The organism is Ruegeria sp. H3, assembly GCF_056533095.1.
Window position 1 is genome coordinate 82,508 of sequence record NZ_JBQFOD010000012.1, and the last position, 23,609, is coordinate 106,116.

Genomic DNA, 23,609 nt, shown 5'->3' on the forward strand with positions numbered 1-23,609 from the left:
CAAAGCATCCGGGGAACCTTCTGTTCCCTACTGGTTTCATCATACTCCGAGGCCCTCTGCCAATGTGGCAATGACAAAATCTTGCTCAGCTTCGCTCAACGTTGGGTAGAGCGGCAAGCTGATTGCGCGTGCATAGTAGTCTTCAGCCTCGGGAAAATCCCCTTCTACAAAGCCCATGCGTTGATAATACGGTTGCAAATGAACCGGAATGTAGTGAACATTGGCCCCAATGTCGGCCGCTCGCAGATGCTCAAATACCGGACGGCGCCGTTTTACATCATCCAAACGAACAACGTATAGATGGAAAGCAGATACGCAATCGTCAACACGTGTCGGTGTTCTCAGCGGCAAATCCGACAAAGCCTTGTCGTAGCGTTTTGCCAGTATGTGACGACGCTTTATGTAGTCATCTAGACGGTCCATCTGACTGAGACCCAGAGCAGCATGAATATCCGTCATGCGGTAGTTCCAACCGAGATCAATCTGCTGATAGTACCAAGGGCCGTCAGCCGCGTGAGTCATGAGGGTTTCGTCACGTGTGATCCCATGACTGCGCAACATTGCCATCTTTGCTGCAAGCTCTGCATTCCGCGTTAAAGCCATGCCGCCCTCGCCGGACGTAATGATTTTAACCGGGTGGAAGCTGAAAATGGTAATCGCAGTGTCGGGGTGAGCGCCCACGGGTTCACCCCTGTACTGCGCCCCAATGGCATGGCTTGCATCCTCGACGATAGCAAATCCATACTTTTGCGCAAGTCTCCCGATCTCATCCAAGTCGCCTGGTTGGCCACACATATGAACGGGAACAACAATCTTCGGGAGCTGGCCTTTCTTTTCCGCTTCAGCAAGCTTATCCGCCAAGCGCTTGGGGCACATTGTGAAGCGCTCTGGATCGATGTCCACAAAATCCACCTGAGCGCCGCAATAAAGCGCACAGTTTGCCGATGCCACAAATGTATTCGGTTGAGTCCACAACCAGTCGCCAGGTCCAAGTCCAAGCGCTGAGCATGCCACATGCAAAGCAGATGTAGCACTGTTCATTGCGACAGCGTGCGGGACTCCGGTTCTCTTTGACACAGAGGCCTCAAATGCAGGGACTGCGGGGCCCTGCGTGAGAAAGTTGGAAGTCAACACGTCACGGACTGCTGCAATGTCCTTTTCCGTAATGTCCTGGCGACCATATGGTATCATTAGATTTTGCCGATTTTTGCGTGATTAGCCTCTATCCAACGAGCCAGTTCCTGGGGTTCCATCCACGATGGGTTATTGTCACTAGAGTAGACGAAATCTTCGGCTACTTTTTTGCCACCTTTGATACATTTATCTCGAGTGGGGCCATCGCCACCGATTGCGGGCAATATCTTATAGTACTTGTCGTATTCATAGGTGAACATTGCGTCTTCAGAACCGATCATCTGCTCGTGTAGCTTTTCTCCGGGGCGGATACCAACGATTTCGTGATCCCTTCCCGGCGCCACCACTTTCGCAATATCCATGATGTTCATTGAAGGTATCTTGTGTACGTAGGTTTCTCCGCCTTCCATATCCTCAAGCGCGTGCCACACGAGATCTACACCTTGCTCAAGCGATATCATAAAGCGGGTCATGCGAGCGTCGGTGATTGGCAGCTTGTCTTTTTCATTCAACGACATAAAGAACGGAATGACAGACCCGCGTGAACCCATTACGTTGCCGTATCTTACGACGGAAAAGGTTGTGTACTGACCTCCGGAATAGCTGTTACCGGCAACAAACAACTTGTCGGAAGCCAGTTTGGATGCACCATAGAGGTTGATAGGGCTGGACGCCTTGTCCGTCGACAGCGCAACCGCACGCTTGACCTTCTTGTCTATGCAGGCGTCAATCAGGTTCATTGCGCCAATAACATTTGTCTTGATGCATTCGAACGGATTGTACTCTGCCGTCGGGACAATTTTCGTGGCCGCGGCATGGACGACATAATCGACACCGTCGAGCGCGCGGTAGAGACGTTCTCGATCCCGGACGTCACCCAGGAAAAATCTTACTCGTGGGTCATTCTTAAAGAGCTTCGCCATCTCCCACTGCTTCATCTCGTCTCTCGACAGAATGATGAGGCGTTTTGGGTTATATTTTTCCAAGGTGAGTGGCACAAAGGTGTGCCCAAAGGACCCTGTCCCACCAGTTACGAGTATGGTCGAGTTTGAAAGAATGGCCCCGCTCCTTGCTTCGCGAATGCTCTAAGGCTAAGTAAAACCTCAGCCGCTCGCTTCAAATAGTTGACTCTTAGGGTGCAGGGCAAGGCCAAAATCGTATTGCAGCATTAGGCACTATTGACTATTTTCGTCTTTTAACTGAGGGATAGGGCCTTTGACAACAATGACTAAAGGATATTGGTCGGCGGACTTTCCTCTGGTCTGGGATGAACTTGAACCCGGGTTTTTTAAAGAAGCTCCATTTACCGTTGTGGACGGTGGAGCCGCTGGAGAATTGTTCGAACCGTTCGATGCCGTTGCTGAGCATTGCCTAATCTACACGTTTGAACCTCGCGGTGAGGACAATATCGTTTACGAAAAAAGAAAGAACATTGATGCTGGGCTTTGGAGCGAGCGTAGCAGAAGAGACCTGCATTTGGCAGTAAGACCAGGGACGTCCTCGATTTACCCGCCAGACCTGAATTATCTGCGCCGTTTCCCTGATCGAGTTGGTGTCCCTGCCCGCACGACGGCGCGAAAAGTAGAAGTAGGTCTGACTTCTATTGATACAGAGACTGCAGCAGGAAACATGGAGCCTCCAAACTTTATTAAACTCGATATTCATTCTGCTGAAATGGAAGCCCTGCTTGGAAGCAAAAACAGCTTGGATGACTGTCTGGGATTGTTGGTGGAGACATGGCATACGCCGATCCATAAGGGGCAACATCTAAACGGAGAGATTGAGTCATTTCTCTCGGAGCAGGGTTTCCGCCTATATGATATGCATCGTGCTTCCGCTTGGCATCACGCAGTTGACGGAAATGTGGTAGAAAACGATAGGAAACAACTGGTCGGATCAGAATCTTTGTTCCTCAGAGAGGATGTGCCACCGCATCTGCGGTTGCGGTACCTTTGCTTGTTGGAGTTGTTTGGTTACTCAAACTTGGCGGTTCTGAGTTGCGATAGTTTTGCCCAAGACCGAAGCACAGAACCGCGAGATTGCGAGTCTATTTTTCTAATACGCGACAAGCTGATTGCGAACCAGAAGGCCCGACAACTTCAGAAGGACGAAAAAAAAGGCAGGGCAATAACTCGCCCGAAAGCGCTCGACAAATTATCATTGAGAGCGGCAGGATCCACGGTTCCTAAGTCGGAAAACAAACCTTTCTTGTCTCGCACCTGGCGCAAGATCAGAGGTCGATCAGACTCTGCATAGCCTCGGAAATCTCAGTGATTGTCTCTACCTATTTGTACCGCATCACTAGAACCCGCCGTTCTGCATCAGGTGTTTGTGGGATGCCGCGATGGAAGCCAGCTTGATCACTCAGGACAAATGACCCTCGCGGCGCCAAGACAGGTACAACCATTGCCATGTCCACAAAGGGCGCCTCAGTTTTTGCCTCGGCAAGTTCTGATATCTTTAGGTTAGCCTGGCGCCAAGGTCCGTCCTTGTGCGAGCGCCGGACATAGCAATACGGGCCGTCATCCAGCTCTTGCACATCACTCAGATAAACGAACCCCTTTAGTGAAGGGTTGTAGGAGTCGGCGTGGAAGCCGCGGGTCTTTCTAATTCCCCGATTGAGGTAAAGGTTCAAGTTTTTCGCCACTGCGTTTGCTTGCTCATTTGCGATCAACCGCAAAAGCCACTTCTGAGTGAAAGCACCTCGCAGGGTATGATGCTCGGAGGCAATAAATTTGTCGAAGTTGAAGACATCCACCATGCCCTCATCAGCGCCACTACGAACAGAAACAATGCTTTTTTCATGGCTCGCCATCGCGCTATAACCGCTCACTTTCTTTTTTGAGGACTGTACGATCAGAGATTTGTCCTCGTACACACCCTCGGCATCAACCCTTTGCATCGCATCCTTGACCTTGTCGGATGCAGTTTCTGCCAAAGCCAGCGCGTCACTACCTAGAAAGTCGCGTAAAATAACGATACCTTCTTGCTTCAGAATAACAGACGCCGCGTGATATTCGTCATCGGTTGATATTTTTGATACAGAAACTGCGTCAACGCGGCGTGCAATTTCGTCTTTTGGAATTGCCCTAATCTGAGCAAGTACGGAGTCATTCAACACATCCAGATCACCGAATCCGAACTTAGCGCTCTGGTTCATATCTGTTTCTGCGAGTGTGCTGTCTGCAGTTGGCGCAGACTTGGCTTTCACAGTTTCAGCATCCTGCTTCTTTCTTGGCCAAATTCGCATCTTCTTATCTCCGCATTTGCCCTAGGTGTTGACCGCCACATTAGTCGGTTTTCGTTGGGTTTAAAGGCGATAGTTTCACCCTATGAGCGAAGACATACCTATCAACATATTGTCTTTGATCTAGAATAATTCCAGCCATCGCGTATGGCTTTGACACGTTCAAGCAGCCTAGGCTCAGGACCCATTGATTTCTGAGGGTCGGCAAGGTTCACGGTTCGAAAACGAGCGGTGAACATGTCTGACTTTTTCTGGCTTACGAACGCGCAGATGTCGCGTCTCGAGCTCTTCTTTCCGAAGTCCCAGGGCAAATCTAGCGTTGATGATCGACGTGTGCTGAGCGGCGTTATCTTCATCAATCGCAATGGTTTACGGTGGCGGGATGCGCCTGCTCTCTATGGGCTGCAAAAAACGCTGTACAACCGTTGGAAACGGTGGAGCGATAAGGGCATTTCTGCGCGGATGATGGCCGGTCTGGCCGAGGAGCACTGCGAAAAGAAGACCATTATGATCGACGCGACGTTTCTGAAAGCCCACCGAACAGAGACCAGCATGGGCGTGAAAAAGGGGGGTGGGGACGCCTGATTGGTCGCATCAAGGGAGGCATGAACACCAAGCTGCACGCCATCTGCGCCAGCGTAGGCCGGCCCCTGAACCTGTTCGTCACGGCGGGTCAGGTCAGCGATTACATCGGCGCACGAGCAATGCTGAGCAGCCATCCGGAGGTCGATTGGCTGCTGGGAGATCGGGGCTATTTCGCGGACTGGTTTCGCAAGGCCCTGATAGACAAGGAAACAAAGCACTGCATCCCTGGCCGGGAGTCACGCGGCAAACCTCTCCGGTACGACAAACGTCGCTACAAACGGCGCAACAGGATCTAGATTATGTTCGGACGCCTCAAGGACTGGCGGCGTGTTGCTACCCGCTATGACAGATATTCCAAGGTTTTACTGTCGGCCATCGCTCTCGCGGAGACAGTCCTATTCTGGCTGTAAAACAATGAGGCCGGGGCCTCGGTAGGCGGCGGGCCCATTTGCTTCTTTCTTCAAGAGGGTGTGGAGTCTTTCCGGCGTTTCACTCGGCTAGGTCGCTAAGAAACAACCGTGATATTGTGTGAAATAGGTCTTCCTTATATAAGCTGCTTCGTTACCTCAGTTCATCGTATTGCTTTTTGGAAATCACTCGCCAGCCTCGTGAAGAACATACTGGACAGAACGTTGCTACATGCTTTCGACTGTGTCAGTTCTACGCTTGGTGTAAGCAGTGAGCTGATCTAGTTGCAATCTGGCAGCGCTAAGTCTTTGGAGATATTAATGAAGACCATTAAGATAAACGGACGCAGTATCGGCTCAAAGTATCCTCCTTATATTGTGGCTGAATTGTCGGGTAACCATAACAATGACCTGGGTCGCGCAATCTCTCTCATTGAAGCCGCCCACCATGCCGGCGCTGACGCGGTCAAACTGCAAACCTACACGGCCGATACGATTACAATCGACAGTGATCGCCCTGAGTTCATCCTTGAGGGAGGTCTGTGGAACGGACGACGACTCTACGACCTTTATGAAGAAGCACACACACCGTGGGAGTGGCACAAACCACTCTTCAAAAAAGCGCAAGAGCTGGGGATCACAGTGTTTTCCTCACCCTTTGATGCGACTGCCATAGATTTTCTGGAAGACTTAGAAGCGCCAGCTTTCAAGATTGCGTCGCCCGAGTTGGTCGATATCCCCCTCATTCGTCGTGTAGCCCAAACTGGTAAGCCAGTGATTATGTCGACCGGGATGGCGAATTTACAAGAAATTGATGACGCGGTTTCAACGGCCCGCTCTGCGGGTTGCGAAGATATTATCCTATTGCACTGCACGTCGGCCTACCCAACCTCTCCGGCAGAGGCAAACCTAGCAACAATTTCAGAACTTTGTTCTCGTTTTGATGTACTATGTGGGTTGTCCGATCACACAATGGGAACGGTCATACCGACTGCGGCAGTCGCACTGGGCGCGGTGTTTATCGAAAAGCACTTCACTATGGCGCGTGCGGACGGAGGTGTTGACAGCGCCTTCTCACTTGAACCCAATGAGCTGAAGGAACTTGTAGATCATTCGAAAGTAGCTTTTTCAGCGCTCGGCCAGCCTGCGTTGCAACCAACAGCCGCCGAAGGCACAATCCTAAAAAATCGCCGTTCGCTTTATGTCGTGTCCCCAATTGCTAAAGGCGAACGTTTCAGTGCGGACAACGTACGCTCAATCCGGCCCGCCAATGGTTTGCCTCCAAAATTATACGATGAGATCTTGGGGAAGACAGCGTCCCGCGACATTGGCTTTGGAGAGCCATTGGCCTCGGATATGATTTTGGGCGGCCTAAAATAACGCTGAGAACTGTTCGACTATGCAACCTACCATTTCTTGTATTGCGATCATCCCTGCACGCGGTGGGTCCAAGCGTATCCCTCGAAAGAATATCCGCAGCTTTCGAGGCAAGCCCATCATCGCTTGGTCCATCGAGGCCGCGCTACATAGTGGTCTGTTTGATGAGGTCATGGTTAGCACCGATGATGAGGAGATCGCCGAGATCGCGAAGCTTTACGGAGCATCTGTTCCTTTTCGGAGATCTCCTGAGACATCAGGTGATCATGCAACCACTGCGGATGCACTTCTTGAAGTGTTAGCGACATATCGTGCGACTGGGCGGAACTTCGATCAAGCGTGCTGCATTTATCCTACGGCTCCGTTTGTCACGGCAGCGGTTCTCAGCAAGGGATTGGAGTTGCTGAAAAACGCCGATTTTAGCGTTGTGATGCCGGTCGCTCGTTTCGGCTATCCGATTTGGCGTTCGCTTCAGCAGGAACAGAGCGGCCGGGTCACGCTTAACTTTCCGGAAAATCGGGATAAACGGTCACAAGATCTCCCCGATGCCTATCACGATGCTGGTCAGTGGTACTGGTTAGACATCGACGTTTTTTTGAAAACCAAAGCACTTTTTGGTAGCTGGACCGGTGCAATTGTACTGGCGGAAACGCATGTACAGGATATCGATACGGAAGAGGATTGGGCGATCGCAGAACTGAAGCACGAACGACTGTACTCCTGAATATCGACGTCATCTCGCTAGTGCCCGGCCTGAAATACTATTCCGCGTAGCTAGGTCCTCGTCAATTCGTAGATTTGCAATCCACCCTTTTCCCCACAAGGCTTGAACCCCACTGCTTGGAAGGTTTTTACGCTGGCGATATTGTCGGGCTTTATAAACGCAATGTATCTGGTGGGTTCTCTAGTTTTGTCGAAATATTCGATTGAGGACGATAAAACTGATTTGGAATACCCCTTCCCCCTGACTTCTGGGTTCAGAGTCACTGAAACTTCGACAGTACCATCAGAGAGCTGTGTGTCGAAACGGGTTGTTCCGATAAACTGCCTGCCTTGTGCATCATGCTGAACAAGCATCAATAGTAGTCTAAGTGGATCCTCAAGCGCGGCATCGAACCATTTTTTGTGTTCCGTGCGTGAGATTGGATTGGAGGTACGGGACATGCTTCGAGTTTGTTCGTCATTGCGCCAACTCAGTAGGATGCCGCAATCTGTTTGGTTTGCTTCCCTGACTTTTAGCATGTTTTGACTAAACCCCAATTTCCAACCGCCTCCGCGCATTGTTGTTCGAGTAACGTACACAATTTTGCTTGCCAAGAGTTGTTGCATTTAGCTGCGTCGAGGGAGCAAGCAACTGTATTTCCCTTAGGCTTTGAACAACCTTTTTTGGGCGGGCTTTGACAAGCGTGTAAGCGAGAGGCAGGAGTTTGTTGGCGACAGCTATGATGGCAGTTTCGTAAGGCATTGCCAAACTGATGAATTACTGCTGTTCAAACCCTTTTCCCAATGGAACAATTCGCTACTGCTGCGGTGGAATCTGGACAAAGACTGTAGGCATCGGATCGGGTTTTGTGGTGGAAAGTGGCGGAGAGCTTGTGGCGACATGGTCTGGTGATGGATTGTGGTCGAGTCTTTAGACCTACATGCGCTGTGTAGACGTGATCGAACCACCGGTTCTTGGCGGTGACCCAAGTGAGGAGAAAGTTCCGGAGATTGCATTTGTTACCGACAGGCTGGACCGTGTGCGTGGATGACCATGATTTGCTGAAGCTTGTCCGCCACTATGCTGAATGGCGTATCGTTGCGACAATGGTCTTCTTTGTGCCGCAAAAAGACTGACCAATGCCGTATGTGAATGTTGGAATGACCCGGTCAGACTACTCGGAGGACACCAGCCGGAGTGCCGAACAAAAAGCATAGTTCACTAAAAGGGCGATGGACCTTCTGCTCAAGGTCTCCAACTTCAATTCTCGGCTAATCAAGCCGAATCTCTACTCTCGCTAAAAAGCCGCCAGAGCCGGAGGTTTGTGCCCTCTATGCCAGACAATCGAAGCATGTGCCAGGCCAACGCCTGATTACTCGAAAGAACGGGTACTCCGGTTTTTTCTACCTGGAGAATTACGTTTGGGCATCTCAGGTTAGGCCATCCATTCCCGCTGCCAAAAATGGTACATCAGAACCACCCACAAATGCGGGCCCCAGTTGCGGCTGCCTGACAGATGCTCGGACCAGCGTTTTTTCAGCTGCGCCCGGTCCACCGCATCGAAAGTACCATTGTTTGACGCAAAGACATCATTGGCAACGGATTTCAACGGCCCCCGCAGCCAATCGTTAAGCGGGATGCCAAAGCCCTGTTTTGGCCGGTCATACAACGCTTTCGGCACACGTTTGTCCAACAGACGGCGCAGGGCGACTTTGCCTGATTTACCGTCATATCGGAGCGTATCCGGCGCGCGCCACGCGGCCTCTACTACGCGGTAGTCCAACAGGGGTGCACGGATCTCAAGCCCGACCGACATCGAGGCACGGTCGGCTTTGACCAGAATGCTTTCGGGCAAGTAGAGCTCGGAATCCAGCAGCATCATTGTATCCACCGGGCCGAGCCCATGCGGCAACGCATATGATCGGAACAGGCCCTGATCGGATGTAGATGGAGGCGTCCACAGGGTAAACAGTGCATCATACCGGCTGCGGAAGTCCCGATGGCGGGCAATCGCGGCGACTTTGGACAGGCGATCCGGCGTGATCTGATCCCGCATCGAGGCCGGGGCCAACGGTTTCAGAAGTGTCGCGGCTGCCTGCGTCACAGCCGCAGGTGAGGCCGCCAGAACCGAGGCTGCCGGACCGGGTAGTTTCGCACTGACCCGCTCCATCGCTATCATGCGGGCATAGCGTTCATAACCGCCGAACGACTCGTCTCCGCCGTCGCCTGACATTACCACTTTCAGCTTTTTGCTAGCCAGTTGCGACACCAGTAGCGTCGGGAAGGCAGACGGGTCGGCGAAGGGTTCGTCATAGACTTGTGGCAGGGTCTGCAGCAGATCAAACGCCATCTCGGGCGTCGCGGTGACCTCGTGATGGTCCGTGCCCAGATGCTTGGCAATGGCGGCAGCGTAATCGGCCTCGTTCGTCGCGTCATGATCGAAACGGACGGTGAAGCTGGTGACTTTGCGCTCGGACTGCTGCTGCATCATCGCGGTGATCAGGCTGGAATCGATGCCACCCGACAGGAAGGTGCCGACGGTGACATCGGCGACCATACGTTCACCCACTGCCGACATCAGCGCCTCTTCGATCCCGTCCAGCGCCTGTGCCTCATCTGTGTAACGATCAGCCCGAGAGCTCTCGACCCGATCTCGCAAGTCCCAGAACCTGTGCAGCCCTGTCACCAGATCCTCGGCCGAAGATGGGGGTGCATCCAGCTGAACCTCGACCAGCGTACCCGCTGGCAGTTTCATCACGTCGCGGTAGATCGTCAAAGGGGCCGGGATAAAGGCATAGCGCGCATATTGTTCTTGCGCGCGGCGGTCGACCTCGGGCGTGCCAAAAGCCGCATGGGCGCGCAGGGCTTTGAGTTCTGAGCCGAACAGCAGATGGCCGCCCTTCACGCCCAGATAGAGCGGCTTCTTACCCAGCCGATCCCGTGCAAAGACAACCCGGTTTTGTTGCCGGTCGAACACCGCAAAAGCGAACATGCCGTGGGCCAGTTCCAGAGTTCTACGTATGCCCCACTGATCCATCGAGGCCAGCAAAACTTCGGTGTCCGAGGTGCCCCGGAACGTAACGTCCAGATCAATCAGCTTCTGGCGCAGGTCGAGGAACCCATAGATTTCCCCATTGTATACAATGCAGTAGCGCCCGCTGGGCGAACTCATGGGTTGCGCGCCGGTCTCGGACAGGTCGACAATGGCCAGACGGCGATGCCCCAGGGCCACGCCCGTTTCAGGGTCTACGAACATGCCATCCGCGTCTGGGCCACGATGCGCGATGCTGTCACACATCTGCTTCAACGCAGCAGTGCCCGCGTCACGACCGATTGGTTTGAATGCAAGATATCCGGCAATGCCGCACATGGCCCTGTTTTCCTATCCGGTATGCGGGGCGGTCGACGTCCCGGCCTTTGGTGTGGTGCCAAACAAAACCGCATCATAAGACGCAGCGATCGCGGCGAGAGAGTATTGAGAGGCGATGCGATCCCGGGCCGCCACACTGCGCTGCGCGTAAGTGTCGGCGCTCCAGTTCGCGGCATCTGTCAGGGCCTGTCCAAGCCCTTCGGCATCACGGGCTGCTACGACATAGCCTATATCACCTGTGACCTTTGCCGCGTCTCCGACGTCAGTGGTCACAACCGGGCGACCATAGCTCATTGCTTCGGCTATGACATTCGGGAAACCTTCGGTGCGCGAGGACAGGACGAGAAGATCAATGCTGTTATAAAACGCGGTCATGTCGTGCAGATCGCCGCACAACGTTACGCTGTCTTCGGGTATACCCGCCTGGGCCATCAGCGCGCGTAGCGCTTCGTTCTCGCTGGTCACACCATCCCCGGCCAACCGCGCGGTCAGGTCTGGGATGGTTTGACGCGCGATGGCGAAAGCGCGGAAAAATGTCTCAAAATCCTTTTGTGGATGAAACCGGGCCGCCAGTCCAACCACGCGTGCGGGGCCAGGTCTGGGGGTCGGCGCGTCGGGCAAAAGAAAACCGTTCGGCACGACCGAGGCATTGCTTTGTGCAAATCCGTACTTGCCGTGTTGTTCCAACGCGCGGGTCGAGTTGTAGATGATCCCATCGCAATACCGTGACAGTTTTTGGGAAAGGCGCACGGCGATCCGGGTGCTGCGGGTAAAGGCCGCCGGGTCGTCCAAAGCCTGCCGAACGGTCCAGATCACCGGCACATGGCGCAGTGACAAAGCCTGCGCGATCAGGCCAACAACCATGGCGTGATACATCCAGCACAGCACCACATCGGGTTTGTTGGTCCGGATTAAACGCGCAATCTGCCAGATGGCGCGGGGAAAAGACAAAGGCGACCGGGCCCGCAGCGAGATATACTCGACCTTTTCATTACCTGCCATCGCGCGGCACCGATCTGACACTTCAGTCAGAGCCACCACAACTGCCCGTTCGCCGGAATTTGACAGTAACCGGGCGAGCATCGCTTGCGCTCCGCCCTGAGTCGAGAAATCAGTGACCACGTGCAGGATCATTTATCCCGCCTTTTGCCCTGCCAGGGCCTGATTGCCTACGTCAACGATGACCTGCGCAAGGCGCGCAATGTCTTTTTGCGACCAGCCGGGATCAACCAGAAACGCCAGACTAGTCTCGCCCAGCTCGCGCGCAACCGGCAGGCGTTCAGCGGGGCCGAGCCCCTGTTTGCGGAATGTGTCTTCGAGGTAGATTTCCGAACAACTGCCTGAGAAGGCGGGGAACCCCGCCTGCGAGATCTCGGCAATGATGCGGTCGCGCGACCAGCCCGCGGCCAGGGCCTGCGGGCGTACGAAGGCGTAGAACCGGTAATAGGCATGGGTCACGTTGTCCGGTGGGTTTGGCACCATGAACGCGGGGCAGGTGGCCAAAGCTTCGCCCAGTATCCGGGCATTGGCCGTGCGATGGGCGCGCCAATCGTTCAGACGTTGCAATTGAACGCGGCCCAAAGCCGCCGATGGACCAGTCATACGCAGGTTTGTGCCGGGCCCGGAATCGTGCAACCAGCGGAACCCCGGGGGATGATCGGTGTTAAACACCGTATCGTAACCCTTGCCATGATCCTTGTAGCTCCAGACCCGAGACCAGAGTTCGCGGTCATTCGTGGTCAACAAACCACCTTCACCGCCCGTGGTCATGATCTTGTCTTGGCAGAACGAGAACGATCCGAACGTGCCGATGGTGCCCACGTGGCGGTCGCCGATCATCGCACCATGGGCCTGCGCGCAATCTTCGATCACCCATAGTTCATGCGCTTGCGCCAGATCCATGATCGCATCCATATCGCAAGGCCAGCCGCCCAGATGTACCGGTATGATCCCGCGCGTGCGCGACGTGATCATCGGCGCGATGGTTTCGGCGGTGATGTTCTGGGTCACCGGATCGACATCCGCGAAGACCGGTACTCCACCCTCCAGCATCACGGAACTGGCCGAGGCGATAAAACTGCGCGGGGTGACAATCACTTCGTCCCCGGGTTCAAGATCCAGCACGTGCAGGGCCGCGTCCAGCGTGACCGTGCCGTTGGCCATCGCAATGGCATACGCAGAACCGGTATAGGCGCGGTATTCGTTTTCGAACGCGCGTACATCCGGTCCGGTCCAAGCGTTGACTTTGCCTGACGCCAGAACCCGGCTGACCGCATCTATCTGTTCCTGATCGTATATGGGCCAAGATGCCATTTCGAACTCTCCTGTCAGACCACGGTTCGGACCAAAACAAACCCTTCGGCCGCGTGCCGGTGGACGGTTGCACCGCGCAGGGTCGCCAACGCGCGCAGGCTGTCGACCGAGCGTTCGTGCGGGGCCTGCTTGGCCTGGCTTTCAAACATCGCAAAGGCCGTTAGCTTGCGTTCCAGCGTGTCCGAGATATCGACAAAGATATTCGGAACAAAGGGCGGCGTCAGATACGGCGCGTTCCAGTTGGTCTCGGACAATGTCTCATAGGCTGCGATAGTCGCCGGGTACTTGTCCTGATGCGGACGGCTCGCCACAAGGCTGGACAGAAATGTCAGCTGGTGATCCATGTGAATATCGCCCGGATGCGGCGCAAGGATCAGATCGGCTCCAAGATCACGCACCAGCTTGCCCAACGCGCCATTCAGATCCGAATGCGGTTGTTCCGATAACTCAGCCGCGGTGAAATCCATCCAGTGCGTCTGTGTCACGCCTAGATAGTCATGAGATTTACGCGCCTCGGCCCGGGTGACCTCGGTATCCTCATCCCGGAATTTCGGCGGCTTGGCACGCGTCACCACAACCACGTGCACGTCGCGGCCCGCATCGGCAAGCCGGGCGATCGTACCACCTGCGCCCAGCACCTCGTCATCGGGGTGAGGGGCGATGACCAGGGCAGGTCCGGCCCCGGCGCTGATGAGATCGGTGGTTATCATGATGTCTTTCCTAATTTCGAATGCATGGCCGGGGGGATATCCGCCCCGGACCATTCCAGAATATCAAGGCACCGCCCATCCCCGCAGGCGACGGTAAAGTTTTGGCCATCAATGTCCTGCACCTGACCGGGCAGGCCGATGTAATACCCGTCAGGTTCCGAGAATTTGGCTTGTGTGATCACGATCTGCCGACCGTCCGACCCATGCGTGAACGCCCCCGGATAGGGCGGGCCCGAGGCACGGATCAGGCATTCGATATCCTCGGCTGAACATGTCCAGTCGATCAGCCCGTCTTCGGGCCTGCGGCGTGCGCACATGCTGATCCCGGTGGTGGGTTGAGGTTCGCGGGGGATGTCCCCGACAGCGATCTGCTCCAGCAGCGGGGGCAACAGTCCCGAGATGGCACGCAACGAGCGATCATAAAGCTCGCGCGCGGTGACGCTGTTCGGATCAACCGCATAGCGCGCCTGGGCCGCAATCGGGCCATCATCAGCACCTTCGCCGAGCCAGAACAGAGACGATCCGACATTTCTTTCCCGCAACAGCACAGTCCAGGGTATTACGCCACGTCCGCGCAGCTTCGGCAAGGCCGAGGGGTGAAAGCCGATGCACCCCAGCTTGGGGATGGCGCGAAAGGCCGGGCCGCAGATCTGCGACCAACCGATAACCATAATCAGGTCGGGCTTCAGGGCCTCGATCTGCGCGATGGTCTCGGGTGCGTTGGTTTTCTCAATATACTCAACGGGTACGCCATAGCGATTGGCCACGACGCTGAGATCGACAAAGTCGGAATGCCGATGCGACAGGTGAGGCGGCAATGTCATGACCAAATCGGGTGCATGCCCGGCGGCACAAATTGAGACCAACGCGGCGTGGGAGGTTTCGACAGCCCCGACAAATACTGTTTTCATGCGGGCGACCCCTGAAACGAAGATTTTTGTGGCGGATGTTGCTGCAACCAATCCGCGGCGGTCTTAATCCGGTCTGTGCGACGATTCTCGCCGCGCAGCGCAACACCGACGGTTTCTGACATGATCTGCAAATCCAACGCCAATGACCGATGTGCCACATACCACAGATCAAGGCTGAGCTTTTCGGAATTGCTGAGATTTGTGTTTCCACTCACTTGCGCCCAACCGGTCAGCCCGGGCCGAACCGAACAGCGGTACTGCCCTTCGGGCCCAAAGCTCTCGATGGTTTCGGGCAGTAAGGGGCGCGGACCTACCAGAGCCATGTGACCGCGCAGGATCAGCAGCAATTGCGGGATTTCATCCAGACGCAAGCGACGGATCAGGGCCGTCGCGCGGGTCTGTCTTTGATCATCTGGCAACAACGCGCCATCCGGGCCACGTGCTTCTGACATCGAGCGGAGTTTGAACAGATTGAATTCGCGCCCACCCAGACCACAGCGGCGCTGTGAAAACATCAATGGCAACCCGACAGAGGTTGCAACAATCAGACACGCGACAAGAAAGAAGGGCAGAGAGATAAGACCCAACAGGATGCAGAGCAGAATTTCGGGTACTCTATTCACAGTTCAATCCAACTCAGAACACACGCGGCGCGCCGCAACACTTGAAATCAACAAACAAATCACACGCCAGAGGCAATGACTAAATCGCCTGGGCAGAGACCGCCTCAATCTGTTCGAATTGGATGTGTTTTGCAAGAAGTCTGCGGCGCTTTGATCGAATCGCGCCGGTTGTGGAGAATGTTGGGAATATAACGCCGACATCGCAGCTGGTTTCGTCAACGGTTTGACTGCTAGTGGAGCATTGTTTCGGATTTGGGGCGAGGAACAGGATTGCCGCAACGATGGGCCGTTTCTCTTGTCACGCAATACAGGAGTGCTTAGCTTGATTGGGTGGGCTTGTGCAGGTTTGAACCGGGCCCGAAGACTTTTTTGACGTACAGCGAATAAAGCTTGCGTTTCTTGTGTATCGAAGATCACAGAACCACCAGTTTGGTTTGTAGTACAGATCGTAGAGTTAGTGAGTTGGGAGACAGAGGTTTGAAAACCTGTTTCAAAGTAATGTTGGTGATGTTCACTCTGGCGGCAAGCGCCGTTTGGGCCGAGGGATATCGCCTGCTGCCGCAGGATCGGCTGTCTCTGAAGGCGATGCGCTGGGATGCGGAGTCCACAACTTACCTAAGCTGGACCGGTGTAACCGGCGAATACACCATAACCGGTGACGGTGATCTGATGATTCCGCTTGTCGGCCAGGTCGAGGCAGAGGGTCACACCCCGGCTGAGCTGGCAGCGGCGCTAGAGCTGAAATTCCGCCGCCAGATCGGCATGGTTGAACCGCCGCGCATTGCGCTTGAGGTGATTGGCCATCTGCCGGTCTATGTGCTCGGTGATGTGAATTCCCCAGGCGCCTACGATTTCCATGTGGGTATGACCGCGCAACAGATTCTGGCGCTGGCCGGAGGGCCAATCCGCCCGCCGATTCAACTGGCAACCGGTAATGACATTCAAGTGCTGCGCATGGGTGGTGAGATTCGCCTGTTGGCCACGCAGATTGATGAGCTGGAACAACAGCGCCAGCGGCTGATCGCGGATCTGACCGTTCTGGAAAGCGATGACAAAGGCGCTGATCTGGCAAACGCGCCCGAAGGGCTGGAAGGCGAAATCCTTGAGGCAACATTGGCCGCACGTGAAGGGCAGGGTGAACGGATCAGGGACCTGCAAGCCCTTCTTAAAGAACAAATCGAAAGCCTGACACAGCAGCTTGAATTGCGCGACACGCAGATCGCTAACGTCTCGAAAGAGCTGGAGAATCTCAACTCTCTTAGGGAAAAGGGGCTGACTGCGTCGAACCGAGTTACCGCGATGACCAATGCGCTGAACGACCTGGAGTCGAAGCGCCTGGATCAGGAGGTTGCGTTGCTGGTCGCGCGGCAGGATCTCAACCGTGCACAGCGAGATGAGTTGCAACTGGATGATACGGCGCGTTCAGATGCATTGGTGAAACTGAATGAGGTTGAAAGCCAACTGGCGTCGCTGAAGACCCGATTGCAAACCGCGTCGACCCTGCATGGTGAACTGGCTGCCGCCGGGTATCTGAGCGAGGATGACATCGCCAGCGAGACAACCATTGAGTTTATTGTTACCCGTCGGGGTAATACGCAAACGCAGCGTGTAAAGGGAACCGATCCGGTGCAACCGGGGGATACAATCGAGGTTGTCAGGAAAACAGTTATTACGTCGAATTGAGTATAGAAACTAAGTGGGCCTCGGCCCCAGGGAATTTAGTTAACGAGTTTCATCATGACATTGCCCGCTGACAGACCGGTCGATTTTCTGATCATAGGTGCTGCGAAATGTGCGACCACGTGGTTGCAGCATTCGCTGACACAAACCCCGGCTATCTATATGCCAGGGCCCGAGCTGCATTTCTTTTCAAGAGAATACGACAAAGGATTGGCTTGGTATCGGGATCAGTTCGATGGATGTGAACAGGCGCCGCTGATCGGCGAGAAGTCGAACTCTTATCTGACAGTGCCCGAGGCCGCGCAGCGCATTCGGGATTTCGCTCCGAATGCGCGGCTGATCCTGCAAATGCGTGATCCGGTACAGCGCGCATATTCGGATTATTGCATGCTGTTCCGTCGTGGAGAGGTTACGGACCGTATCGAAGACTATCTGAATCCCGCGTATGCGGCGGACCAACGATTCCTGTCCGATGGGCGTTATGCGCATCATTTGGCACGGTTCTATGATCTGTTCCCGGCCGAGCAAATCCTATTGCTGGCCTATGAGGATATTCGCCGCAATCCAATTGGGAACCTGGAAAAGGTACGCGCGCATCTTAATTTGACCGGCAAGCTGGAAGCGCCGGTTAAGAAAAAGGTAAAGGACAAGAATGCTGCTATGGTGCCTTTGCCGTTGCGCAAGATCCTTGGACCGGTTCGTTCTGTCATTGATCCTGTTCGTCACACCTGGCCGGTTCGGTCTTTGCGCAATGCGGTTGCCCGTCAGGTACAGTATCCGCCGCTGTCAGAAGATCTGTCGCGCCGCCTTGCTGAGTTCTATAGCGAGGACATGACCAAGATCGACGAGATTGAACCCGGAATCACTGAGGCCTGGGGCAGTGCCAAACCGCTTGAAATGGCTCGAATCAATTGAGCTTTGTTATGTGTCATAAGTCACACTACGTTTCCGGTCTGGAAACAAAGACGCCAATTCGTGGGGCGCGTCTTGTCCGATCAGATGTTTACAAAAAGTTCTCAAACAGACCGAATGCTGTGCGAACATTGGGAAATAGGGCATTTCTTTGGTCAAACGATGCCGGAAACGTGAAAAAAGCGTTTTGCTCTGGTGTTGGCTATGTTAGATTTTAATCATATTGAAACCTTAGTGGCCATGTTGGCTGCTGAATATTGTAGTTTGGTTCGTACGAGTGAGAAAGGGTTGTGGCAAAGGGTCTGATGATTTTCAAACCTGAGCCGGTCTAGGGGGACCTTACAAAAATAATCGAACTTGCCGGCAAGTGGTTTCTGCTGGCGTGTGAGTGCGGCTTTGACGGCTGATCGGCTGTTTTCGATCTGTCCTGCTGGGTCGGGTAGTAGTGGGCAATTTATACGCCGGAGTACTGAGTATGTATGAGCGTGAGTTGGTTAAGCTCAAGAATGGATCTGTTAAAGATACTGCGATCGAACCCGATCTGAAATTGGGCGATATCGGATCCACATTGAAGCAAAAACTTATTGAGCTGAGCGCAAACCGTCGCTTGGTGATTGGTGATGTTGTAGCCTCGGCCATTTCCGTTGTGATGGCTGTGGTGTTGGCCAACGGGGGCACGTTGCCTGCGGCAGCGTCTGCGGCACTGATTCCTTTGGTATTGATGTCCTGCCTGATCGCGTTGGCGATCCTGCCGATGTCAGGCATTTATAAGCGTCACACCCGGTCCACGTCGCTACGTGATGTGGCACTGATCGTGCGCGCGTCGTTCTTCTGTGTTGCAACGCTGGCCCTGTTTGGCATGGCGGCTGCAGTCACATCCCAAGTTCCGCTTGCAGTCTATGTCATTCAATTCTTCCTGATCGTGCCTGCACTGGGCAGCCTGCGCATCATTGCCCGCAGCACCGAGTTCAAGCGCAAGGTTCAGGGCTGCACCGCAAGTGACAATGGCAAAATCCCGGTGATCCTTGTTGGCACCGGTGCCAGCAGTGACCTGTTTGTTCGTTCGCTGCGCAACACGGAATCAAAATATGAACCCGTTGGCATCATTGATGACGCCCGCAACACGCAAGGCCTGTACTTTCACGACGTAAAGATCATCGGCTCGCTGCTGGATGCAGACGCCGTGATCGAGCGGCTGAAGTTTGATGACAACTTGCCTCAGCGTATTCTATTGACTGAGCCGGTTACCCATTTCGAAAGCGATGGTATCCGCAAACTGACCCGTTGGGCCGAAGCCAACAGCATTCCTGTGTCGCGCTTGACCGGTTTGGAAGAGTTGGGCACCGAAAGCAACGGTATCCGGACCGTGAACCCCGAAGACATCTTGGATCGCCCACAAAAGGCGGTCGAGCGTTCTATGCTGCGCGAGATGTTTAAGGATCGCCGTGTTCTGATCACCGGTGCTGGCGGATCGATCGGCAGTGAACTGACCCGTCAGATCGCGTCGTTCGAGCCGGCGGAAATCGTCATGATCGAAAACACGGAATACAATGCTTACTCGATCGACATGGACCTGAGCCAGAACTTTCCCGAAGTTTCGCGCCGCATCTATGTTGCCGATATTCGCAGCGCTGACCGCGTGAACAAGATCTTCGAACGTCACCGTCCCGAACTGGTCTTCAACGCGGCTGCGTTGAAGCACGTACCAATGGTCGAGCTGAACCCGTGCGAAGGTGTTCTGACCAACGTAATCGGGACGCGTAACGTCGCCGATGCTGCGCGCAACGTAGGTGCCATTGCGATGGTGCAGGTTTCGACCGACAAGGCCGTGAACAGCACCAGCGTCATGGGCGCGACCAAGCGTGTTGCGGAATTCTACGCTCAGGCGCAGGATCGTGTAACCAACGGCACTGATGAAGCCACGCGCTTCTTCTCGGTCCGGTTTGGTAACGTTCTGGGCTCGTCGGGTTCGCTGATCCCGCTGTTCCAGCGCCAGATTTCGGAAGGCGGCCCGCTGACGGTCACTGATCCGAAAATGGAACGCTATTTCATGACCATTCGTGAGGCCGTGCAGTTGACGCTGGTTGCGGCGGCCAAAGGATTGAATCTGGAAAACAGCCACGGCGAAATCTTTGTTCTGGACATGGGGCGCCCGGTGAAAATCGTTGATCTGGCCGAGCGTATGATCCGTCTGGCGGGGTTGGTTCCTTACAAGGACATCGACATCAAGTTCATCGGTATTCGCAAAGGCGAAAAGCTGTATGAGGAGCTGTTTGATGTGACCGAAGAGCATCGCGAAAGCGGCATCCCGGGTGTGGCTTCAGCGATCCCCGAAGGTGTCTCGGTTGCGCGTCTGCGTGCTATGATACTCAAGCTGGAACAGGCTGCACTGGATGGCGATGATCTGGGCGTTAAAAAGCTGCTGAAAGAGCTGGTGCCAGGTTATGGTGTCAACGGTCTGCGTCCGATCGAAACCAAGGATCTGATCAAACCTCGGACCAAGTCGAAGATCACCGCGATCCCAACCGAGAAGATGGTCGGTGCCTTTGCAAACTCCGATGCTTTGGAAACCGTCGGTGGCCGCTAAAGATATTGTTTGAATTTATTGTTGTGTCGGCTTTGACCCAAGCCGTGTGTGTTAAGAGTAACTAAGGGCTCTTACGAGCGTTTCATAAGATGTCAGAACTGAGTCAATCTGGCGTGATCACTCCCACCCAGCACGGGTGGGACCGGATCCTGCGATTTATCGGGGCCGGTGTGATCAACACGCTGTTTGGATATGCCGTATTTTCGATACTGGTTTGGTTTGGCGCTCACCCTCAGGTGGCGCTTGCCATCCAGTTCATAGTCGGGGTTCTTTGGAACTTTCAGGTCCATGGTCGTTTCGTGTTCTACGTACAGGGCTATGGGCGGCTGCCGCATTACGCGGTGTCCTATGTCATTGTCTACGCGTTTAACGCTGCGCTGCTGTGGGCTTTGCTACAGCTCGGCTTTGATGCTTATCTGGCGCAGGCCATTGCGCTGGGGCCGACTGTTGTTTTGTCATATGGTCTAATCTCACGTGCTTTGCGTCCTAACCCGCAGAAAGATGAGCAATGACCCATTCCGTTGACCCAGGCCTGAGCGTGGATTCGGACATTCATATAACCGTGCGCTCTGGTGGTAGCCTGTTGATGCGGGTTGTAACCATTGGCGTTTTGGTTGTCCTGTTTGCGGCACTCTACGGGCGTATAATGGGGTACGGCCTGCGTCGGGACGAACTGATGTTCGTGCCCCCAGCAGAACTTTTGGGCTATTGGAGCCTCTACAGCGATTTCTTCTATAACCATGTTCCCAATTCTGCTTGGTATTACAGGGGGTTCTACCTGCTGTTCGGGGGCGAAGGCCTTCTGGCCTCGGCCCGTTTTGGACAGTTCTGTGCCTGGTTGTTACTGGCCTCGGGCATCGGCTGGGCGACCTGGCGGATTTCCGGCTCACGCCTTCTGGCGGTATTCTTTATTGTGACGCTTGTGGTCAACGAAACGCTGCAGGCTCAGGCGGGGATGGCCGCAAGCAACAACTTGTTGCCCTTGCCCTTTGCCGCTTGGGGGCTGGGCCTGTTTTTTGTCCAGACACTCAGGGATCGCCCCGGCTTCCTTTGGCTGGTGCTGTCCGGTTTCTGCCTGTCGATTGCAGCGGGTATGAAGGTCAGCGCAGCGATGTTCATCCCTCCGGTTGCGATCGCCGCGTTCCTGCTGCCATGGCATCTGCCGTTAGCAACTCGTCTACGCGGGGTCGTTCTGCCGGTGCTGATCGGCGGTTTGATCGGGGCCATTCCCTTGTTCTGGTATCTGGCCTCTGACCCTTCGGATTTTCTGGCGCATATACTGAAATTTCACACCGGCCCGCACGTGGCCTATTGGCAAGCCAACGCCGCGTCCGAGCCTGGGCTGGCCATGGGGATCAGTGGCAAGGTCCTGTTGGCCTATGCAACCTGGTTCGGGGGTGCGGCGTTGGTGGGATTGATGGCCGTGTTCTTCGTTGCCGCACTGGCTGGCGCCAATGCTGTGCGTCTGGGGCATGGAACTGGTCAGATCATACTGGTTCTGGCCCTGCTGGGCATAACGGCGCTGTTCAGCTTTGTGCCGACTCCCGGTTTTCCTCAATATTACATCCAGCCGCTGATTGCTGTTCCCCTTTTGGGGGCTTTAGTCTATCGCCTTGTTCCCGCTGAAAAACGTACGGCTATTGCACCTCTCTGTGCGGCGGGTTTCGCATTGATGGTACTGCTGGGAGCACCGAGATTGGCACCGGGGCTGCTGAATCTTGCGAAGCCAGACAGCTTTACGGCCGCCCGCATCGCAAAAGGCGCTCAAGCCTTGCAGGACGTGGTCGCAGACAGTGAGATCCCGGACGGTCCGGTCGCGACGCTGATGCCGCTTTATCCACTGGAAGCCCACCTGCCGGTCTATGCTGAACTGGCCACTGGCCCCTTCGCTTATCGTATCGCGCCCTACACAGACCCCGAACTGGCGCAGCACTATGTCATGGCTGGAGCAGATGATCTGATCGCCCTGTTTGATTCCAATCCGCCCTCCGCTTTCCTTTTGGGATATGATTCCACACTTGAGGCACCATTGTTGCGATATGCGCAAACAAATGGCTACGCCGCGGTGCCAAAAGACGGGTTAAATAACCGTTACGGAAAAGGTGTGATATACTCCAAGCGCGCGGGAGTGGCAGATTGAACGCATGCACCACCCACCCCGCCCGAGCAACAATGGGCAATCCGCCTTAACCCCGACGTAACATTGAAGTTTAGTTAAAGGTATTTTGAGGGAGTAGCACAGATGAAAACAGTACTTCTGGCAGGAGGATTGGGATCGCGTTTGGCCGAAGAAACGGTTGCGATTCCAAAGCCAATGGTTGAGGTTGGAGGTCGCCCGATCATCGCGCGCGTCATGGATATCTACAGCCATTTCGGCCACCGTGATTTTGTTGTTGCCGCAGGGTACAAAGCCCTTCTGTTGAAGCAGTTTTTTGCCAATTATCACCTGATCGCAAACAACATTTCGGTTGCTCTGGACACAGGTGAGCTGAAGCTGGTGCCGTCGGCGCCGGGTGGTTGGAATGTGTCGGTTGTTGACACCGGCGCGCACACCATGACCAGCGGGCGTATTCGTCGCCTGAAGGAATGGCTGGACCCTGGTGAGACATTCATGTGCACTTATTCAGACGGTCTGGGTAACGTCGATATCAATGCCTTGATCGACTTCCACAAATCGCACGGGAAGCTGGCCACCGTCACTGCGGTGCAGCCGCCCGCGCGGTTTGGCAACATCGAACTTAAAGGTGACCGGGTGGATGCGTTTACAGAAAAAGTGCGCCGCCGCGAAACCTGGATCAATGGCGGGTATTTCGTGTTTGAACCGGGCGTTTTGGACTATATGGTTGACGATACCGAGCCACTGGAACAGTCGCCTCTGTCGCAAATGGCCCGGGATGGAGAGCTTATGGCCTATCGTCATGATGGGTTCTGGCATCCGATGGACACGATCCGTGACCGCAACGCGCTGAACGCGCTAAGCGAAGAGGAAACGCCACCCTGGATGCAGTTCGGCGATCAATCTTCAGCCGAATACCCGGTTGCAATCTGAG

Annotated in this window: 19 protein-coding genes and 1 pseudogene; 10 read left to right on the forward strand and 10 right to left on the reverse strand. The window is 54.7% G+C overall.

Features of this window, described 5'->3' with window-relative positions:
* Positions 1–39: 39 nt before the first annotated feature.
* Both pseC and pseB read right to left on the reverse strand, forming a co-directional pair.
* Entirely contained in the window at positions 40–1,191 is a 1,152-nt protein-coding gene (pseC, locus tag ACR0JE_RS14750) for a UDP-4-amino-4,6-dideoxy-N-acetyl-beta-L-altrosamine transaminase (protein ID WP_480864706.1), read from the reverse strand.
* Positions 1,191–2,216, reverse strand: a complete 1,026-nt coding sequence (gene pseB / locus ACR0JE_RS14755; RefSeq protein WP_480864746.1) for a UDP-N-acetylglucosamine 4,6-dehydratase (inverting) — start codon at positions 2,214–2,216, stop codon at positions 1,191–1,193. Before pseB ends, pseC begins: the two co-directional genes overlap by 1 nt.
* A 142-nt stretch (positions 2,217–2,358) precedes the next feature.
* Between pseB and ACR0JE_RS14760 the strand changes: the two genes are divergently transcribed.
* Positions 2,359–3,390, forward strand: coding sequence for an FkbM family methyltransferase (locus ACR0JE_RS14760; protein ID WP_480864747.1), 1,032 nt, complete (start codon positions 2,359–2,361; stop codon positions 3,388–3,390).
* Between the two features lie 28 nt (positions 3,391–3,418).
* Here ACR0JE_RS14760 and ACR0JE_RS14765 read toward each other — a convergent pair whose 3' ends face one another.
* The gene (locus ACR0JE_RS14765; protein ID WP_480864707.1) at positions 3,419–4,384 is read right to left on the reverse strand and encodes a phytanoyl-CoA dioxygenase family protein; all 966 of its coding nucleotides are present in this window, start codon (positions 4,382–4,384) and stop codon (positions 3,419–3,421) included.
* A 234-nt stretch (positions 4,385–4,618) separates the two neighbouring features.
* Here ACR0JE_RS14765 and ACR0JE_RS14770 point away from each other — a divergent pair.
* From ACR0JE_RS14770 to pseF, 3 genes and pseudogenes are all read left to right on the forward strand, one after another.
* Positions 4,619–5,376, forward strand: a pseudogene (locus ACR0JE_RS14770) (IS5 family transposase).
* A gap of 318 nt (positions 5,377–5,694) precedes the next feature.
* A complete protein-coding gene (pseI, locus tag ACR0JE_RS14775) occupies positions 5,695–6,753 on the forward strand; it encodes a pseudaminic acid synthase (protein WP_480864708.1) in 1,059 nt (352 codons plus the stop codon).
* Positions 6,754–6,772: 19 nt separating this feature from the next.
* Complete coding sequence (gene pseF / locus ACR0JE_RS14780) at positions 6,773–7,474, forward strand: pseudaminic acid cytidylyltransferase (protein ID WP_480864709.1); 702 nt, start codon at positions 6,773–6,775, stop codon at positions 7,472–7,474.
* A 50-nt stretch (positions 7,475–7,524) separates the two neighbouring features.
* Here pseF and ACR0JE_RS14785 read toward each other — a convergent pair whose 3' ends face one another.
* The 7 genes from ACR0JE_RS14785 to ACR0JE_RS14815 form a co-directional block, all read right to left on the reverse strand.
* On the reverse strand, positions 7,525–8,079 hold the full coding sequence (locus ACR0JE_RS14785) for a GNAT family N-acetyltransferase (RefSeq protein ID WP_480864710.1): 555 nt from the start codon (positions 8,077–8,079) through the stop codon (positions 7,525–7,527).
* Between the two features lie 809 nt (positions 8,080–8,888).
* Complete coding sequence (gene asnB / locus ACR0JE_RS14790) at positions 8,889–10,823, reverse strand: asparagine synthase (glutamine-hydrolyzing) (protein WP_480864711.1); 1,935 nt, start codon at positions 10,821–10,823, stop codon at positions 8,889–8,891.
* Between the two features lie 12 nt (positions 10,824–10,835).
* Complete coding sequence (locus ACR0JE_RS14795) at positions 10,836–11,957, reverse strand: glycosyltransferase (protein ID WP_480547983.1); 1,122 nt, start codon at positions 11,955–11,957, stop codon at positions 10,836–10,838.
* Complete coding sequence (locus ACR0JE_RS14800; protein ID WP_480864712.1) at positions 11,958–13,136, reverse strand: DegT/DnrJ/EryC1/StrS family aminotransferase; 1,179 nt, start codon at positions 13,134–13,136, stop codon at positions 11,958–11,960.
* 14 nt (positions 13,137–13,150) lie between these two features.
* Complete coding sequence (locus ACR0JE_RS14805; protein ID WP_480864713.1) at positions 13,151–13,846, reverse strand: PIG-L deacetylase family protein; 696 nt, start codon at positions 13,844–13,846, stop codon at positions 13,151–13,153.
* Positions 13,843–14,757, reverse strand: coding sequence for a methionyl-tRNA formyltransferase (locus tag ACR0JE_RS14810; protein ID WP_480864714.1), 915 nt, complete (start codon positions 14,755–14,757; stop codon positions 13,843–13,845). The genes ACR0JE_RS14805 and ACR0JE_RS14810 overlap by 4 nt, the downstream gene beginning before the upstream one ends.
* A complete protein-coding gene (locus tag ACR0JE_RS14815; protein WP_480544049.1) occupies positions 14,754–15,380 on the reverse strand; it encodes a sugar transferase in 627 nt (208 codons plus the stop codon). The genes ACR0JE_RS14810 and ACR0JE_RS14815 overlap by 4 nt, the downstream gene beginning before the upstream one ends.
* 477 nt (positions 15,381–15,857) lie before the next feature.
* Between ACR0JE_RS14815 and ACR0JE_RS14820 the strand changes: the two genes are divergently transcribed.
* The 6 genes from ACR0JE_RS14820 (at position 15,858) to rfbF (ending at position 23,608) form a co-directional block, all read left to right on the forward strand.
* Positions 15,858–17,063: a polysaccharide biosynthesis/export family protein gene (locus ACR0JE_RS14820; RefSeq protein ID WP_480864715.1), complete on the forward strand. Its 1,206-nt coding sequence runs from the start codon at positions 15,858–15,860 to the stop codon at positions 17,061–17,063.
* 54 nt (positions 17,064–17,117) lie between these two features.
* The gene (locus ACR0JE_RS14825) at positions 17,118–17,975 is read left to right on the forward strand and encodes a sulfotransferase family protein (protein WP_480547980.1); all 858 of its coding nucleotides are present in this window, start codon (positions 17,118–17,120) and stop codon (positions 17,973–17,975) included.
* Between the two features lie 472 nt (positions 17,976–18,447).
* Complete coding sequence (locus tag ACR0JE_RS14830; protein ID WP_480547979.1) at positions 18,448–20,559, forward strand: polysaccharide biosynthesis protein; 2,112 nt, start codon at positions 18,448–18,450, stop codon at positions 20,557–20,559.
* Between the two features lie 89 nt (positions 20,560–20,648).
* Positions 20,649–21,071 (forward strand): GtrA family protein, encoded by a 423-nt coding sequence (locus ACR0JE_RS14835; RefSeq protein ID WP_480864716.1) that lies wholly within the window; start codon positions 20,649–20,651, stop codon positions 21,069–21,071.
* Positions 21,068–22,699, forward strand: a complete 1,632-nt coding sequence (locus ACR0JE_RS14840) for a hypothetical protein (RefSeq protein WP_480864717.1) — start codon at positions 21,068–21,070, stop codon at positions 22,697–22,699. Before ACR0JE_RS14835 ends, ACR0JE_RS14840 begins: the two co-directional genes overlap by 4 nt.
* Before the next feature lie 102 nt (positions 22,700–22,801).
* A complete protein-coding gene (gene rfbF, locus ACR0JE_RS14845) occupies positions 22,802–23,608 on the forward strand; it encodes a glucose-1-phosphate cytidylyltransferase (protein WP_480864718.1) in 807 nt (268 codons plus the stop codon).
* Position 23,609: the final 1 nt, after the last annotated feature.

Bases quoted from the DNA above. Each gene is read 5' to 3' on its own strand.
- pseC (WP_480864706.1), bottom strand. From the start codon at position 1,191: ATGATACCATATGGTCGCCAGGACATTACGGAAAAGGACATTGCAGCA.
- ACR0JE_RS14760 (WP_480864747.1), top strand. From the start codon at position 2,359: ATGACTAAAGGATATTGGTCGGCGGACTTTCCTCTGGTCTGGGATGAA.
- ACR0JE_RS14765 (WP_480864707.1), bottom strand. From the start codon at position 4,384: ATGCGAATTTGGCCAAGAAAGAAGCAGGATGCTGAAACTGTGAAAGCC.
- pseI (WP_480864708.1), top strand. From the start codon at position 5,695: ATGAAGACCATTAAGATAAACGGACGCAGTATCGGCTCAAAGTATCCT.
- pseF (WP_480864709.1), top strand. From the start codon at position 6,773: ATGCAACCTACCATTTCTTGTATTGCGATCATCCCTGCACGCGGTGGG.
- ACR0JE_RS14785 (WP_480864710.1), bottom strand. From the start codon at position 8,079: ATGCAACAACTCTTGGCAAGCAAAATTGTGTACGTTACTCGAACAACA.
- asnB (WP_480864711.1), bottom strand. From the start codon at position 10,823: ATGTGCGGCATTGCCGGATATCTTGCATTCAAACCAATCGGTCGTGAC.
- ACR0JE_RS14795 (WP_480547983.1), bottom strand. From the start codon at position 11,957: ATGATCCTGCACGTGGTCACTGATTTCTCGACTCAGGGCGGAGCGCAA.
- ACR0JE_RS14800 (WP_480864712.1), bottom strand. From the start codon at position 13,136: ATGGCATCTTGGCCCATATACGATCAGGAACAGATAGATGCGGTCAGC.
- ACR0JE_RS14805 (WP_480864713.1), bottom strand. From the start codon at position 13,846: ATGATAACCACCGATCTCATCAGCGCCGGGGCCGGACCTGCCCTGGTC.
- ACR0JE_RS14810 (WP_480864714.1), bottom strand. From the start codon at position 14,757: ATGAAAACAGTATTTGTCGGGGCTGTCGAAACCTCCCACGCCGCGTTG.
- ACR0JE_RS14825 (WP_480547980.1), top strand. From the start codon at position 17,118: ATGACATTGCCCGCTGACAGACCGGTCGATTTTCTGATCATAGGTGCT.
- ACR0JE_RS14830 (WP_480547979.1), top strand. From the start codon at position 18,448: ATGTATGAGCGTGAGTTGGTTAAGCTCAAGAATGGATCTGTTAAAGAT.
- ACR0JE_RS14835 (WP_480864716.1), top strand. From the start codon at position 20,649: ATGTCAGAACTGAGTCAATCTGGCGTGATCACTCCCACCCAGCACGGG.
- ACR0JE_RS14840 (WP_480864717.1), top strand. From the start codon at position 21,068: ATGACCCATTCCGTTGACCCAGGCCTGAGCGTGGATTCGGACATTCAT.
- rfbF (WP_480864718.1), top strand. From the start codon at position 22,802: ATGAAAACAGTACTTCTGGCAGGAGGATTGGGATCGCGTTTGGCCGAA.